Source organism: Janthinobacterium sp. 78 (genome assembly GCF_003096775.1).
Taxonomy (GTDB): domain Bacteria; phylum Pseudomonadota; class Gammaproteobacteria; order Burkholderiales; family Burkholderiaceae_D; genus Janthinobacterium; species Janthinobacterium tructae.
The window spans coordinates 1966479-1982743 of the sequence record NZ_QENT01000001.1; the positions used below are offsets into that span (position 1 = coordinate 1966479).

Annotated in this window: 10 protein-coding genes, 2 tRNA genes and 3 rRNA genes; 8 read left to right on the forward strand and 7 right to left on the reverse strand. The window is 56.4% G+C overall.

From position 1 onward, the window contains the following. Positions 1-17: 17 nt before the first annotated feature. The 4 genes from C8C92_RS27720 to C8C92_RS08780 all read right to left on the reverse strand — a co-directional run bounded on the left by C8C92_RS27720 (position 18) and on the right by C8C92_RS08780 (position 3828). Complete coding sequence (locus C8C92_RS27720) at positions 18-734, reverse strand: phosphoadenylyl-sulfate reductase (RefSeq protein WP_243420153.1); 717 nt, start codon at positions 732-734, stop codon at positions 18-20. Between the two features lie 9 nt (positions 735-743). Continuing rightward, the gene (locus tag C8C92_RS08770) at positions 744-1304 is read right to left on the reverse strand and encodes a DUF934 domain-containing protein (RefSeq protein ID WP_096234404.1); all 561 of its coding nucleotides are present in this window, start codon (positions 1302-1304) and stop codon (positions 744-746) included. Further along, positions 1297-2985: a nitrite/sulfite reductase gene (locus tag C8C92_RS08775; protein WP_116743558.1), complete on the reverse strand. Its 1689-nt coding sequence runs from the start codon at positions 2983-2985 to the stop codon at positions 1297-1299. Before C8C92_RS08775 ends, C8C92_RS08770 begins: the two co-directional genes overlap by 8 nt. A 69-nt stretch (positions 2986-3054) precedes the next feature. Next, positions 3055-3828, reverse strand: coding sequence for a sulfite exporter TauE/SafE family protein (locus tag C8C92_RS08780; RefSeq protein ID WP_096234406.1), 774 nt, complete (start codon positions 3826-3828; stop codon positions 3055-3057). 160 nt (positions 3829-3988) lie between these two features. Here C8C92_RS08780 and C8C92_RS08785 point away from each other — a divergent pair, with 160 nt between their 5' ends. From C8C92_RS08785 to C8C92_RS08795, 3 genes are all read left to right on the forward strand, one after another. Beyond that, positions 3989-4930 carry a CysB family HTH-type transcriptional regulator gene (locus C8C92_RS08785; RefSeq protein WP_071078844.1) on the forward strand — a complete coding sequence of 314 codons (942 nt, stop codon included), beginning with the start codon at positions 3989-3991 and terminating at the stop codon, positions 4928-4930. A 61-nt stretch (positions 4931-4991) separates the two neighbouring features. Beyond that, positions 4992-5642 (forward strand): class I SAM-dependent methyltransferase, encoded by a 651-nt coding sequence (locus C8C92_RS08790; RefSeq protein WP_099760180.1) that lies wholly within the window; start codon positions 4992-4994, stop codon positions 5640-5642. A gap of 317 nt (positions 5643-5959) precedes the next feature. Then, positions 5960-6907: a porin gene (locus C8C92_RS08795; protein ID WP_099760179.1), complete on the forward strand. Its 948-nt coding sequence runs from the start codon at positions 5960-5962 to the stop codon at positions 6905-6907. Positions 6908-6952: 45 nt separating this feature from the next. On the opposite strand, the gene C8C92_RS08800 is transcribed toward C8C92_RS08795, so the two are convergent. The 3 genes from C8C92_RS08800 to C8C92_RS08810 form a co-directional block, all read right to left on the reverse strand. Next, on the reverse strand, positions 6953-8143 hold the full coding sequence (locus tag C8C92_RS08800) for a PAS domain-containing sensor histidine kinase (RefSeq protein WP_116743559.1): 1191 nt from the start codon (positions 8141-8143) through the stop codon (positions 6953-6955). A gap of 165 nt (positions 8144-8308) precedes the next feature. Beyond that, complete coding sequence (locus C8C92_RS08805; protein ID WP_096234411.1) at positions 8309-9067, reverse strand: LytTR family DNA-binding domain-containing protein; 759 nt, start codon at positions 9065-9067, stop codon at positions 8309-8311. A 63-nt stretch (positions 9068-9130) separates the two neighbouring features. Continuing rightward, positions 9131-10423 carry a histidine kinase gene (locus C8C92_RS08810; protein ID WP_116743560.1) on the reverse strand — a complete coding sequence of 431 codons (1293 nt, stop codon included), beginning with the start codon at positions 10421-10423 and terminating at the stop codon, positions 9131-9133. A 612-nt stretch (positions 10424-11035) separates the two neighbouring features. Here C8C92_RS08810 and C8C92_RS08815 point away from each other — a divergent pair. The 5 genes from C8C92_RS08815 (at position 11036) to rrf (ending at position 16214) form a co-directional block, all read left to right on the forward strand. Next, positions 11036-12566: ribosomal RNA gene (locus C8C92_RS08815) — 16S ribosomal RNA — on the forward strand. Between the two features lie 100 nt (positions 12567-12666). Next, positions 12667-12743, forward strand: a tRNA-Ile gene (locus C8C92_RS08820). A 19-nt stretch (positions 12744-12762) separates the two neighbouring features. After that, positions 12763-12838: transfer RNA gene (locus tag C8C92_RS08825), tRNA-Ala, on the forward strand. 250 nt (positions 12839-13088) lie between these two features. Beyond that, positions 13089-15964: ribosomal RNA gene (locus tag C8C92_RS08830) — 23S ribosomal RNA — on the forward strand. 137 nt (positions 15965-16101) lie between these two features. Then, positions 16102-16214: ribosomal RNA gene (gene rrf, locus C8C92_RS08835) — 5S ribosomal RNA — on the forward strand. Together the 16S, 23S and 5S rRNA genes with 2 tRNA genes alongside form the textbook arrangement of a ribosomal RNA operon. Positions 16215-16265: the final 51 nt, after the last annotated feature.

Here is a 16265-nt window from a genome sequence, read left to right on the forward strand (position 1 = left end):
GAGTCTGTTGTGCCTGTTCAGGCTGCCACGGATTTGATGCGTATCAATTTGCCGTCCACCATGTGCAGGCCGCATTCCTTGGAATCCGGGTTTTCCCACCACCAGCGTCCGGCCCGTACATCTTCGCCCGGCTGGACGGCCCGTGTGCACGGTTCGCAGCCGATGGACGGGTAGCCCTGGTCGTGCAGCGCGTTGTAGGGCACGTCGTTGGCACGGATATAGTCCCACACATCCTGCTCGGACCAGTCGGCCAGCGGATTAAATTTCGTCATCGCATGTGCCGCGTCGTCTTCCTGCACGTGCAATTCGGCGCGCGTGGTGGACTGGGCGCGGCGCTGGCCCGTGATCCAGGCCTTGTTGCCGGCCAGGGCGCGGCCCAGCGGTTCGACCTTGCGGATGCGGCAGCATTCGCGGCGCATCTCGACGCTGTTGTAGAACGCGTTCAGACCGTTCTGTTCCACGTAGGCCGCCACCGCTTCCGGTTGCGGGCGGTACAGGGTGATGTCGTGGTCGTAGCGGGTTTTCACCTTGTCGAGCACGGCCAGGGTTTCCTGGTGCAGCCGGCCTGTTTCCAGGGAAAAGATGCCGATTGGCAGCTTTGCCTTGAGAATCATGTCGGTCAGCACCATGTCTTCGGCTGCCAGGCTGGACGCGAACACGGCCGGCGAAAACTCCGCGGCGATGCGTGTCAGCGTTTGCTCGGTGGCGTCAATCAAAGAAGTCAGATCGCTCATGATTGGTCCTCAGATGCCGGCTGCGTTGTCGAGGTCAGGATTCTGGCCTTCGCGCTGGTGGCGGCGGAACAGCGGCGATTTCTGATCCCACGAGGCCTGGTAGGTTTCTGAAAAGACCGATAAACCTTTCAGGGCGTCATGGATGCTGCGGTCGGGCCGGGTGGCATACGCGTCAAAGCCGACCCGGTGCATGGAAAACAGCTGGTCGCGCAGCACGTCGCCGATGGCGCGCAATTCACCCTGGAAACCCAGGCGGGCGCGCAAGTTGAAGGCGATGGAATAGCCGCGGCCATCCGTGAATTTCGGGAAGTCCACGCCGATGACGGGCAGTTGCGCCACGTCGGCGGCCAGTTCTTCCGGGCGCTCGTCGCTGGCCAGCCAGACGCCGATGTCGGGCAGGCGCGCCAGCAGTGTGTCGCGCTGGGCTTGCCACACGGGCAGCGGCACGATGACCTTGCCGGCAGGCACGACGACCGTTTCCGGCGTGTCGTTTTCATCGAGGCGCAGCAAGCCCCAGGTATTTGGCACCACGGCGGCGTTCTTGATGATTTCTTCGCGTACTTCAAACATATTCGTCTTCTCCCACCAGGTTGCCGACCGTGATCGGCGTTGCATATACGTGTTCCTTGAACGGCGCCAGGCCCAGGCGCTGGGCCGTATCGACGAAGCGCTCGCCTTCGTGGCGGTCGCGCACGTAGACGTGCAGCAGGCGGCCGATGACTTCAGGCATCTGCAGGGAAGAGAACGATGGTCCGATGATCTTGCCGATGGCCGCGTTGTTGCCTTGCGCGCCGCCGATCGACACTTGATACCATTCGCTGCCATCCTTGTCGACGCCGAGGATTCCGATGCTGCCCACGTGATGGTGGCCGCAGGCATTGATGCAGCCGGAAATATTCAGTTCGATCTCGCCGATGTCGTGCTGGAAGTCGATGCTGTCGAAGCGTTCCGCGATGGCGGCGGCGATCGGCAGCGACTTGGCGTTCGCCAGCGAGCAGAAATCGCCACCGGGGCAGCAGATCATGTCCGTCAGCAAGCCGATGTTCGGCGTGGCCAGGCCGTGCGCCTTGGCTTCCTGCCACAGCTTGAACAGTTTCGATTGCTCCACGTCGGCCAGCACCAGGTTTTGCTCATGCGTCACGCGCAGTTCGCCAAAGCTGTAGCGGTCGGCCAGATCGGCCGCGAAGTCGATCTGTTCGGCCGTCGCGTCGCCCGGTGGCACGCCCGTTTTTTTGAGCGACAGCACCACGGCCACATAGCCGGGGCGCTGGTGTGGCTTGACGTTGCGCGCCAGCCAGTTCACATACGCCTTGTTGTCCGCGTGTTCGGCCTTGTAGTCGAGTTCCGGCAGGGCAAGGTAGGCGGGCGGATTGAAAAAGTCCGCCACGCGCTGCATTTCCTCGGTGGTCAATGTTTCCGGACCATCCTTCAAGTCGACCCACTCCGCTTCCACCTGGCGCGTGAATTCTTCCACGCCGATGGCTTTCAACAGAATCTTGATGCGCGCCTTGTATTTGTTGTCGCGGCGGCCGTGCAGGTTGTACACGCGCATGATGGCCTGGATGTATGTCAGCAAATGCTGCCATGGCAGGAAGTCGCGCACGACGCTGCCCAGAATCGGCGTGCGGCCCATGCCGCCGCCGGCCATGACCTTGAAGCCCACCTCGCCAGCGGCGTTGCGCACGGCCGTCAAGCCGATGTCGTGCACGGCGATGGCGGCGCGGTCTTCCTCGGCGCCATTGATGGCGACCTTGAATTTACGCGGCAGGGCGATGAACTCGGGGTGGAAGGTGCTCCACTGGCGCAATACTTCCGCGTACGGGCGCGGATCGATGATTTCATCGGCGGCGACACCGGCGTACGGGTCCGATGTTGTATTCCGGATACAGTTGCCGGATGTCTGGATCGCGTGCATTTCCACGGAAGCCAGGTCCGTCAGGATATCGGGAGTCTGTTCCAGCTCAATCCAGTTGAACTGGATGTTCTGGCGCGTGGTGAAGTGGCCATAGCCGCGGTCGTACTTGCGCGCGATGTGCGCGAACATGCGCATCTGCGTCGACGACAGCAAGCCGTACGGCACGGCGATGCGCAGCATGTAGGCGTGGCGTTGCATGTACAGGCCGTTTTGCAGGCGCAGCGGGATGAATTCCTCTTCCGTCAGTTCATTGGCGATACGGCGCGCAACCTGGTCTCGGTACTGGGCGATGCGCTCTTTGATGATGAGGTGGTCGTACTGATCGTAATGGTACATATCAATTCCTAAAAAAGCCGGGGTACTGGAAGACTGCCTGGGATGATGTTCTGGATACTGCTCTTGTCTTTAATAGATTAGCTTTATTGCCACGCCGGTCAAGGTCATCGCCAGCAGCACTCTTAAAAACTTTTCCGGCACGGAGCGGGCCACCCAGGAGCCGAGCGTGATGCCGGGCAGGGAGCCGACCAGCAGCGAGGCCAGCAATTCCCAGTGGATGGAGCCGAGCCACCAGTGGCCCAGGGCGGCGATGGCAGTCAGGGGCACGGCGTAGGCGATATCGGTGCCCGCCACTTCGGCCGAGGTCATGCGTGGATACAGCATCACCAGCAAGGTGGCGCCGATGGCGCCGGCACCGATCGACGAGACCGTCACCAGCACGCCCAGCACGGCGCCGGCGATGATGGTCGCGGCGGCAAGTTTGTTGCCTTGTAATTGTTTCTCAGGGTGCGCGTTGATCCAGGCCAGCATGCGGCCCTTGAAGATCAGCGCCACGACGGTCAGCAGCACGGAGGCGGCGATCGAGTAACGGATGATCTGGCCGATTTCCGGCGACAGGGTGCCGAATGATTTCAGCGCCAGGGTCGCGACGACGGCGGCAGGCAGGGCGCCGATGCACAGGCGCTTGACGATATCCCAGCGGATGGTGCCACGCAGGCGGTGCGTCAGGGTGCCGGCGCTCTTGGTGATCGAGGCGAACGCCAGGTCGGTGCCCACGGCCACGGAGGGCGGTACGCCAAACAGCAGGGTTAACAGCGGCGTCATCAGCGAGCCGCCGCCCACGCCGGTCATTCCTACGAGTAATCCTACGGCAAATCCTGAGACTATATAAGACAAAGTCATGCTTGCACCCCCAAAGTACCCGCAATAGTAATAAACTTAGTGTTTATTCCAAACTACTTAGTACGCATTTGCTTATATGCGATATGCGTATATGCATGAACGCAAAATCATGGGTAGGGCGGAAACTCGGTAAATTACGGCAATCTAGGGCAAACCAGCAATGAATCTCCATCAACTGCGCTTCGTGCGCGAAGCGGTCCGTCAGAACTATAACCTGACGGATGCCGCCAAGGCCTTGTTTACGTCGCAACCGGGCGTATCGAAAGCCATCATCGAGCTGGAGGAAGAGCTGGGCGTGGATATTTTTACACGCCACGGCAAGCGCATCCGCGGCTTGACGGAGCCGGGCCGCCTGGTGCTGGAATCGGTCGAGCTGATCATGCAGGAAATCGACAGCATGAAGCGCATCGGCAAGGAATTCGCGGCGCAGGACAGCGGCAGCTTTACCATTGCCACCACGCATACGCAGGCGCGCTACACCTTGCCCAAGGTGGTGCAAGCGTTCATGCTGAAGTTCCCCAAGGTACGCTTATCTTTGCTGCAAGGCAACCCACGCCAGATCGCCGAGATGGTGCAGCGCGACCAGGCCGATCTTGCCATCGCCACGGAATCGATTGCCGCCATCGATGGCCTGATTACCTTGCCCTGCTATCAATGGGAGCATGTGGTGGTGGTGCCGGTCGACCATCCGCTGCTCAAATCGAAGTCCGTAACCTTGGAAGAAATCGCTGCCTTCCCCCTGATTACCTATGACAGCGCGTTTGCCGGACGCAACAAGATCGACCACGCTTTCGTGCTGCGCGGCCTGAAGCCGGACATCTTGCTGGAAGCCATCGATGCCGACGTCATCAAGACTTATGTCGAGTTGGGCATGGGGATTGGTATCATAGCGGGTATGGCCTTTGATGCCGAACGCGACAAAGGCTTGCGCTCCATCCCTGTCGGCCACCTGTTCGGCATGAATGTGTCGCGCGTAGCCGTCAAGCAGGGCGCGTATTTGCGCAGCTATATTTATACCTTTATCGAGTTGCTGACGCCGACCCTGAACCGCAAGCTCATTGAGCAGGCGATGAGCGGTGATAAAGAGCACTACGAACTATAACAATGCATGAAGTCGGCCGGGCGATGTGCCTGGCCAAGATTATTTAAGAAGAGAAGAAACAATGATTACCGATCAGCTTGCCAAATATTACGCCACCATCGCGCAGCAGTACGAGCGCGTCTATGACAAGCCCGAACGCCAGGAAGACCTGGAAGTGTTGCGCGACAAGGTTGCCGACGTGCTGGAAGGCCACACCGTGCTGGAACTGGCCTGCGGTACCGGCTACTGGACGGAAGTGGTCGCCGAGTCGGCCGAGTCCGTGCTGGCCACCGATATCAACGATGAAATGCTGGCGCTGGCCCAAGCCCGCGGCTTGCCCGACAACGTCACCTTCGCCAAGCTCGACGCATTCAACTTGCCCGATGATGTGCTGGGCAAGTTCACGGCCGTGTTCGCCGGTTTCTGGTGGTCGCACGTCAAGCGCGAAGACCAGGACAAATACCTGAAGCAATTGCGCAACAAGCTGGGCAAGGACATCCTGCTGGTGCTGATCGACAATTCCTATGTCGATGGCAGCAGCACGGTCATCGCGCGCACTGACTTGCTGGGCAATACCCACCAGTTCCGCACGACGGAGGCGGGCGAGCGCTATGAAGTGCTGAAGAATTTCCCGTCGGATAGTCATCTGCGCAAGAAGTTTGCCCACTCGGCTCGTGAAATCCGCATGAAGCGCCTGGAATACTACTGGCTGCTGAGCTGCCGCCTGAAATAAAGCTGATCTGTCTATATGGTAGGTCGGATTAGCGGCGCAGCCGCGTAATCCGACACCGCCGCCTTGCCAACAATGTTGTCGGATTACGCGTGGCCTTGCCACGCTAATCCGACCTACGGTAAATAGGCCTCACGCCGCATGAACCGCCTTCGGGCGGTTTTTTTTCGGCTGTTGTTTTTATGTGACACGATGTTGTGCCAAAAAGCAACATCTTGTCGATGTCATATTGTTGAAGTATTTCGTGGGCATGATTCGGTTCAGCAGCTAAGCAGCTCAGCAGCAGCTCAACTTGTCCAACCTAATGTAGAGAATCTCAAGTGAAAAAAATTACTCTGGCAGCATTGATCATCGGCACCTTCGCAGCAGCTACGGCGCAAGCACAATCGAACGTTACCGTGTATGGTCTGGTTGACCTCGGTATCGCCAAGACCACTGGCCAGCCGACGGTACAACGCGAAAACAATGCGTCGCGCCTCGGTTTCAAGGGTACGGAAGATCTGGGTGGCGGCCTGTCCGCAATTTTCAACCTGGAAAGTGAATTCCTGGCTGACACCGGCGCGCAAAAGGGCGTGTTGTTCGACCGTCAGGCTTACGTGGGTTTGAAAGGCGCGTTCGGTACCGCCATCCTGGGCCGCACCAAGAATCTGGTCGATGGCACCATCGCCCGCGTCGATCCATTCAATACCTATGGCGTGGTCGGCAAGAACAATGAAACCCTGCTGCGTTCGGGTGTCGGCTCGTCGCGCGTCAACAATGCCGTGACCTACAACAGCCCAAGCTTTGAAGGTTTCGTGGGCAGCCTGCAATACGTACTGAGCGAAGTCAACAGCGCTGACGCAGGCGTGATCGGCCTGGCAACCTACGATAATGGCCCGATCAGCTTGCACGCCGGCTACGAGAAAGCCGTGCAAGCAACGGCAACGGCCGCCAAGCCTGACCTGTGGTCCATCGGTGGCGGCTATAAATTCGGCCCGGCCAAGATTACGGCCGCCTACTCGAAAGGCGACACCAAGGTGGCTGCCAACGGCGAATTCAAGTCCTACTTGATCGGCCTGAACTACACGGTTGGCGGCGGCGATGCCAAAGTGTCGTACGGCAAGCAAGAGCAAAGCAACAACAAGTTCAAGGATCGGGACACCATCAAGGAATTCGGCTTCGGCTACGATTATCACCTGTCGAAGCGTACCGACGTGTACGCTTACGCTGGCCGCGAGCGCGTCAAGTCGCTGACTTCGTACCAGATCGGCCTGGCACACAAATTCTAAGCATCATTCGATGTGATGGAGTGAAGGCGCCTGCGGGCGCCTTTTTTATTGCGTTGCGGCTTCTGCCGCCCCGGCATGCATGGGCAGCGAGATGTCGATGCGCGTGCCGCCCAGTTCGCTATCGGCGCCGATATGGATGCTGCCGTTCAAGCCCCACACCCGCTCGCGCATGCCCAGCAGTCCCAGGGCCGCAGCTTTTTCCAGGTCATGTTCGGCAATGCCGCGGCCGTCATCCTGAATGGTGATCGCCAGCGAGGAATCGATGCGGTGCAGGGCGATGGTGATGTGGCTGGCCTCGGCATGGCGCGCGATATTCGTCAGCGCTTCTTGCACGATGCGGTAGATGGCCGTGCTGCGCGCGTCGTCGAGCACGAGGTCGGCCTCGTCGGCCAGCAAGTCAAAATGGATGGCGCGGCGCAACAGGAAGTCGTGGCGCAATTTTTGCAGCGCGAAATACAAACCTCCTTCATCGAGCGCGCGCGGACGCAGGTTGCTGGCGATGCGCCGTAGCGAAGTGATGGCCGTCACCAGCAAGCCGTCCATACTGTGCAGCAACGCTTGCAGAGCCACGGTGGTATCCGAGTGCTGGCGCACCAGAGTCAGGTCGACCCGCAAGGTGGCTAGCAATTGCCCCAGGTCATCATGCAGTTCGCGCGCGATATGCTTGCGCTCTTCTTCGCGGATCGATTGCAGAGCGCTCGACAATTCACGCAATTGCGAAAAGGAGCGGGCCAGCTGTGCATGCATCTGCTGGCGCGCGCTGATATCGCGCACGATGATGGTAAACACGCTATGGCCGTCTTCTTGCATGGCCGAGAGCGAGCCTTCGAGGGGAAACATGGCGCCATCGCTGCGCCGTCCCGTCAGCGTGTAGTCGGTGGCGCGCCGGCCCGTCAGGCGCAGCTCCTGGTTGATGTCGCCAAACGGCGGATCGCCATCGTGCTTGCCCAGGCCGTCCAGGGTACGCAAGTCGCGCAGGATATAGTGGCCCAGGCGCCTGCCGCGCATGCCGGCCGGCGTGTCGTCGAACAATCTGGCTGCCGCCGCGTTCGCATGCAGGATGATTTGCCCGCTGTCGATGCTGATGATGGCGTCGCTGGCGCTGTCGATGATGGCTTGCCCGCGCGCCTGCCGTTGCCGGCGGGCTTTCAGCGGAGGAAACAAGCACAGCAATAGCGCCGCCGCCATGCCCAGCGGCAGGATGCGCAGCAGTGTGGGACTGCCTCGGTCGGGCATGGGCTTCTCCTTGCGAACGTGTACGAAGGCAGGCAAGACAGCGATGGAGAGTGGGACTTCATGTAGCCTATGCCTGCTGGGGCGGCGTGGCTTGATGTGGCGCAGGAAGGGGGGAGGAAGAGATCAAGGCGCCGCGCCGGCATGGGCCGGGCGGCGGCGAGCGACTTACATTTGCTTGAACAGGTGCAAGAAGCTGCGGCTCACTTCGAGCTTGTCGGACTTGCCTTTGATGAGTACCAGGTGGCGGCCGCGGATGTCGCGCGTCACGCCTTCGATGGCATTCACGTTGACCAGGGTGGCGCGGTGGATTTGCCAGAACAGCGCAGGATCGAGCTCTTCGGCCAGATCGCGCACGGGCTTGCGGATCAGTGCCTCGTACTTGGCGGTTTGCACGCAGGTGTATTTCTCGTCCGAACGGAAAAATAAAATCTCTTCCACAGGGATCATGCGCAAGTCCTGGCCGATGCTGGCCTGTATCCATTGCAAATAGGTGGGCTTGGCCGTGATTTTTTCCGCCAGTTGCGACAGCATGGCCGTCACGCTGCTGTTGACGTCCAGCGCAGGCTTGTTCAGGTGCGTTTTCAGGCGCTCCACCGTCACCAGCAAGCGCTCATGCTCGGGCGGCTTGAGCACATAATCGACGGCGCCCCGCTCGAAGGCTTCGACGGCGTGGGTATCGTAGGCCGTGACAAAGACGATATGCGTCTTGCTGCCAATCACTTGCGCCGCTTCCATGCCCGTCTTGCCCGGCATGCGGATATCGAGGAAGGCAAAGTCGGGCTTGAGTTGCTCCACCAGTTCGATCGCTTCGTCGCCATTCTTGGCTTCGCCAATGATTTCCAGTTCGGGCCAGGCCTGGCCCAGGCGCAGGCGCAGCTGGTCGCGCATCAGTCTTTCGTCATCGGCAATAATAGCGGTAGGCATAGGTCTCTAGTGTGAACAGGCGAAGATTGATTATTCAATGATTTAGCGTTTTTATCAACTGTCTTATTTAGACAGCTGATAGGGCACTTCGATCACGGCGCAGACACCGCTGGGCTGGTTGGGCGTGATGGTCAGGCTGCCCTGGTCGCCATGCAGCAGCTTCAGGCGTTCGCGGATGGTAGGCAAACCCAGTCCCGTGCCATCGCTGGGTACCACGCCAAAGCCCAGGCCGTCATCGGTGACGATCACGCGCAGCTTGCTGTGCGCCACTTCGGCCACGATGCGCAGGGTGCCGCCTTCCGGCTTGACTTCCAGGCCATGCTTGATGGCATTTTCCACCATCGATTGCAGCATCATGGGCGGGAACGCGGCGCTGCGCAGGCCATCGGGAATCTGGAAATCGACGGTCAGGCGTTCTTCCATGCGCATTTTCAGCAGGTTCAAGTACGCTTGCACCATGTCCGCTTCGCGGCCCAGGTTGGTAATCAGGGCGTTGTCGCGCATTTGCGGCAGCACCGCGCGCAGATACTGGATCAGGCTGCGCTGCATCTTGGCCGCGCGCGGTGGATCAACCTGGATCAAGTGTTCGACGGAGGCAAGCGTGTTGAACAGGAAGTGCGGCTCGACTTGCGCCTGCATCATCTGCATCTTCGCTTCGCTGAGCTGGCGCTGCATGGATTCGCGTTCGGCCGCCTCATTCGCTGTGACAGTTTCCGCTTCGGCGCGTTTTTTGCCGCCAACCAGGGCTTTCATGGCGAACAGGGCCAGCACCAGCAAGGATACAAAACTCTTGAACCAGGTCGACGCTTGCTGGTGGTAGCGCGACACTTTTTGCTCCGCAGCATCATCGACAGCTTCTTCGATGGCATTCGACAGCTCTTCGCCGATTTGTGGTGGCAATTCAATATGGACTTCTTCCCCCGAAGCATTGGTTGTTACAGGGTAGCTGGGTTTGGCGGGGGCGGCCGGTGGTTGAGGCGGCTCTGGCGGTACGGCGCTGGCTTGGGCGTCCGCCTCGGCGGCATCGGCCGGATCGCTGGCCGCGTCGGCCGCGCTGCTGCGCCGGCTCTTGCTATTGCGGGGATTGAAATGGATGCCGGTATCGTCGATCAGGATATTGGTTTCGCCCGTTCCCTTGCTGCTGCGTTTATGCGACTTGATGACCACTTCTTCGTCCGGGCTGGACGAGAACAGCTCATCTTGCAAAATGGAGCCGGCGATCAGGGCCAGCGCCGCGAACAGGAAAAATTTCCACCAAGACAGTTGGGTAACCCAGGTTGTCGTCGCGTCGAATGCCCGTTGCACCCAAGCGAGGATGGTTTTCAACAATTGGGGCAGGCTGGAAATCGGAAGCATGGGAGCACTTTCAAGTACAAGAGTTAATCGACGCAGCGGGCAAGTTTAACCCCTTGTTGAGGTGCGTCAGAGTCTGATGTTGCCACTGTGCCTAAAGACCACGAACTAAGCCAGCCGATTGCGACAGGCTGCACAAAAAGGCGCTTGAAGTGAAGACAAGGCTTGCTGGGCGGTGAGGGGAGGTGCGGAATCAAAATAGCCCTTGCGGGACGCGCAGCCCAAGGCTATAATTCGCCCCCTCGCTGAACGCTGCATGCAAATGCCGAGTGAAGCGGGCAAAAAAGAAGGTTGACGAAATGCTGAAAAAGCTTCATACTCTCCATTCTTCGCAGCTGACAAACACAACGCTTTGTCGATAGCGCGAAAGCAGTACCGAATACCGTTCTTTAACAATTAACAGTCGATAAGTGTGGGCATTTGATGTAAGTGCAGCGTCAATCTTCGGATTGGCGTCTAACTTAAAATATCAAATGTTCACAAGAAATAATGAAATAGGATACTTCTTTGGAAGTAGCCTGTCAGTTTTTTGAGTGAGCAAATCTTTTGCAATGCAAAAGATTTGGATGGTAGTGATACTGTCCGACCTGTCAGAAATGACATTAAACAGAGATTAAACTGAAGAGTTTGATCCTGGCTCAGATTGAACGCTGGCGGCATGCCTTACACATGCAAGTCGAACGGCAGCACGGAGCTTGCTCTGGTGGCGAGTGGCGAACGGGTGAGTAATATATCGGAACGTACCCTAGAGTGGGGGATAACGTAGCGAAAGTTACGCTAATACCGCATACGATCTAAGGATGAAAGTGGGGGATCGCAAGACCTCATGCTCGTGGAGCGGCCGATATCTGATTAGCTAGTTGGTAGGGTAAAAGCCTACCAAGGCATCGATCAGTAGCTGGTCTGAGAGGACGACCAGCCACACTGGAACTGAGACACGGTCCAGACTCCTACGGGAGGCAGCAGTGGGGAATTTTGGACAATGGGCGAAAGCCTGATCCAGCAATGCCGCGTGAGTGAAGAAGGCCTTCGGGTTGTAAAGCTCTTTTGTCAGGGAAGAAACGGTGAGAGCTAATATCTCTTGCTAATGACGGTACCTGAAGAATAAGCACCGGCTAACTACGTGCCAGCAGCCGCGGTAATACGTAGGGTGCAAGCGTTAATCGGAATTACTGGGCGTAAAGCGTGCGCAGGCGGTTTTGTAAGTCTGATGTGAAATCCCCGGGCTCAACCTGGGAATTGCATTGGAGACTGCAAGGCTAGAATCTGGCAGAGGGGGGTAGAATTCCACGTGTAGCAGTGAAATGCGTAGATATGTGGAGGAACACCGATGGCGAAGGCAGCCCCCTGGGTCAAGATTGACGCTCATGCACGAAAGCGTGGGGAGCAAACAGGATTAGATACCCTGGTAGTCCACGCCCTAAACGATGTCTACTAGTTGTCGGGTCTTAATTGACTTGGTAACGCAGCTAACGCGTGAAGTAGACCGCCTGGGGAGTACGGTCGCAAGATTAAAACTCAAAGGAATTGACGGGGACCCGCACAAGCGGTGGATGATGTGGATTAATTCGATGCAACGCGAAAAACCTTACCTACCCTTGACATGGCTGGAATCCTTGAGAGATCAGGGAGTGCTCGAAAGAGAACCAGTACACAGGTGCTGCATGGCTGTCGTCAGCTCGTGTCGTGAGATGTTGGGTTAAGTCCCGCAACGAGCGCAACCCTTGTCATTAGTTGCTACGAAAGGGCACTCTAATGAGACTGCCGGTGACAAACCGGAGGAAGGTGGGGATGACGTCAAGTCCTCATGGCCCTTATGGGTAGGGCTTCACACGTCATACAATGGTACATACAGAGCGCCGCCAACCCGCGAGGGGGAGCTAATCGCAGAAAGTGTATCGTAGTCCGGATTGTAGTCTGCAACTCGACTGCATGAAGTTGGAATCGCTAGTAATCGCGGATCAGCATGTCGCGGTGAATACGTTCCCGGGTCTTGTACACACCGCCCGTCACACCATGGGAGCGGGTTTTACCAGAAGTAGGTAGCTTAACCGTAAGGAGGGCGCTTACCACGGTAGGATTCGTGACTGGGGTGAAGTCGTAACAAGGTAGCCGTATCGGAAGGTGCGGCTGGATCACCTCCTTTCTAGAGTTTGCACGAATCAGGTAACTGGTTCACGCATCAAATGTTCACACTTATCGGCTGTTTAATTAAGAAGAAACAGTAGTCGTAGTAGCACCGCGTTGGGGCTGTAGCTCAGCTGGTTAGAGCACCGTGTTGATAACGCGGGGGTCGTTGGTTCGAGTCCAACCAGCCCTACCAGCTAATTAGTAAAATCTCAGGGGGATTAGCTCAGCTGGGAGAGCACCTGCTTTGCAAGCAGGGGGTCGTCGGTTCGATCCCGTCATCCTCCACCACGTTTTACTCGAAAGTACAAATGTAAGCCTCTGGGTTTAGATTTGATCTTTTAGCGATCAAAGCTGTTTCGTTCTTTAACAATCTGGAAGAAGTAAAGATTATTTATTGATCAAGTCTATGCGTGCAGCAATGCATGAGGCGACTTGATGGGTAATGATTGTATGTATCAACAAACAAGCAACAACGTTGTACTTTCTTATCCCTGTAGCGCTCTTTCGTCATGCAAATGATGAGAGGCTAACGTTATAGGGACAAGCGAATAAGTGCACATGGTGGATGCCTTGGCGATTACAGGCGATGAAGGACGTAGTAGCTTGCGATAAGCTGCGGGGAGTGAGCAAACACACTTTGATCCGCAGATTTCCGAATGGGGCAACCCACCCTTTTAGGGTATTGCATACTGAATACATAGGTATGCAAGGCGAACGCGGCGAACTGAAACATCTAAGTAGCTGCAGGAAAAGAAATCAACCGAGATTCCCAAAGTAGCGGCGAGCGAAATGGGAAGAGCCTGTACGTGATAGTCGGACCGATAACAGAATCCCCTGGAAATGGGAGCCATAGTGGGTGATAGCCCCGTATGTGAAATTGGACCGGTGATACTAAGCGTACGACAAGTAGGGCGGGACACGTGACATCCTGTCTGAATATGGGGGGACCATCCTCCAAGGCTAAATACTCGTAATCGACCGATAGTGAACCAGTACCGTGAGGGAAAGGCGAAAAGAACCCCGGAAGGGGAGTGAAATAGATCCTGAAACCGTGTGCATACAAACAGTAGGAGCGGACTTGTTCCGTGACTGCGTACCTTTTGTATAATGGGTCAGCGACTTACATTCAGTGGCAAGGTTAACCGCATAGGGAAGCCGTAGAGAAATCGAGTCCGAATAGGGCGATCAGTCGCTGGGTGTAGACCCGAAACCAAGTGATCTACTCATGGCCAGGATGAAGGTGCGGTAACACGCCCTGGAGGTCCGAACCCACTAATGTTGAAAAATTAGGGGATGAGCTGTGGGTAGGGGTGAAAGGCTAAACAAACTTGGAAATAGCTGGTTCTCTCCGAAAACTATTTAGGTAGTGCCTCAAGTATCACCATCGGGGGTAGAGCACTGTTATGGCTAGGGGGTCATTGCGACTTACCAAACCATTGCAAACTCCGAATACCGATGAGTGCGAGCTTGGGAGACAGACGTCGGGTGCTAACGTCCGGCGTCAAGAGGGAAACAACCCAGACCGCCAGCTAAGGTCCCAAAGATTGGCTAAGTGGAAAACGAAGTGGGAAGGCTAAAACAGTCAGGATGTTGGCTTAGAAGCAGCCATCATTTAAAGAAAGCGTAATAGCTCACTGATCGAGTCGTCCTGCGCGGAAGATGTAACGGGGCTAAGCCAGTCACCGAAGCTGCGGATATCCTTTATTGGATATGGTAGGAGAGCGTTCTGTAAGCCTGCGAAGGTGTTTTGTAAAGGATGCTGGAGGTATCAGAAGTGCGAATGCTGACATGAGTAGCGATAATGGGGGTGAAAAGCCTCCACGCCGTAAGCCCAAGGTTTCCTGTTCAACGTTCATCGGAGCAGGGTGAGTCGGCCCCTAAGGCGAGGCAGAGATGCGTAGCTGATGGGAAGCAGGTTAATATTCCTGCACCGTCGTATGATGCGATGGGGGGACGGATCGCGGAAGGTTGTCCAACTGTTGGAATAGTTGGTTTTTGGCTCATAGAAGGTACTTAGGCAAATCCGGGTACGGAATTCAAGGGGTTGAGACGAGTGAATTTATTCATGAAGCAATCGGAAGTGGTTCCAAGAAAAGCCTCTAAGCTTCAGTCATACGAGACCGTACCGCAAACCGACACAGGTGGGCGAGATGAGTATTCTAAGGCGCTTGAGAGAACTCGGGAGAAGGAACTCGGCAAATTGGTACCGTAACTTCGGGAAAAGGTACGCCCCGGTAGCTTGATTGGTTTACTCCATGAGGGTGAAAGGGTTGCAATAAACTGGTGGCTGCGACTGTTTAATAAAAACACAGCACTCTGCAAACACGAAAGTGGACGTATAGGGTGTGACGCCTGCCCGGTGCTGGAAGATTAAATGATGGGGTGCAAGCTCTTGATTGAAGTCCCAGTAAACGGCGGCCGTAACTATAACGGTCCTAAGGTAGCGAAATTCCTTGTCGGGTAAGTTCCGACCTGCACGAATGGCGTAACGATGGCCACACTGTCTCCTCCCGAGACTCAGCGAAGTTGAAATGTTTGTGATGATGCAATCTACCCGCGGCTAGACGGAAAGACCCCATGAACCTTTACTGTAGCTTTGCATTGGACTTTGAACCAATCTGTGTAGGATAGGTGGGAGGCTTTGAAGCGGGGACGCTAGTTCTCGTGGAGCCAACCTTGAAATACCACCCTGGTTTGTTTGAGGTTCTAACCTTGGTCCGTTATCCGGATCGGGGACAGTGCATGGTAGGCAGTTTGACTGGGGCGGTCTCCTCCTAAAGTGTAACGGAGGAGTTCGAAGGTACGCTAGATACGGTCGGACATCGTGTTGATAGTGCAATGGCATAAGCGTGCTTAACTGCGAGACTGACAAGTCGAGCAGGTACGAAAGTAGGACATAGTGATCCGGTGGTTCTGTATGGAAGGGCCATCGCTCAACGGATAAAAGGTACTCTGGGGATAACAGGCTGATTCCTCCCAAGAGTTCATATCGACGGGGGAGTTTGGCACCTCGATGTCGGCTCATCACATCCTGGGGCTGTAGCCGGTCCCAAGGGTATGGCTGTTCGCCATTTAAAGTGGTACGTGAGCTGGGTTTAAAACGTCGTGAGACAGTTTGGTCCCTATCTGCCGTGGGCGTTGGAAATTTGAAGGGGGCTGCTCCTAGTACGAGAGGACCGGAGTGGACGTATCTCTGGTGTACCGGTTGTCACGCCAGTGGCATTGCCGGGTAGCTAAATACGGAAGAGATAACCGCTGAAAGCATCTAAGCGGGAAACTTGCCTTGAGATGAGATTTCCCAGAGCCTTGAGCTCTTTGAAGGGTCGTTCGAGACCAGGACGTTGATAGGCTGGGTGTGGAAGTGCAGTAATGCATTAAGCTAACCAGTACTAATTGCCCGTACGGCTTGTCCCTATAACCTTAGCAGGTACAGAGGATAAGACGGTACAACGTTGTGCGTTTGTTGATACTACTATTCATTACCCAATCTTTGCTTCTTCCAGATTCAGGCTTTGTCGCTCCACTGAGGACAAATGCCAGTACAAGTTATGCCTGATGACCATAGCAAGTTGGTCCCACCCCTTCCCATCCCGAACAGGACCGTGAAACAACTTTGCGCCGATGATAGTGCTGCAACCAGTGTGAAAGTAGGTTATCGTCAGGCTTGTTATTCGAAAAAACCCCCATCGGTGATCCGGTGGGGGTTTTTTTACGT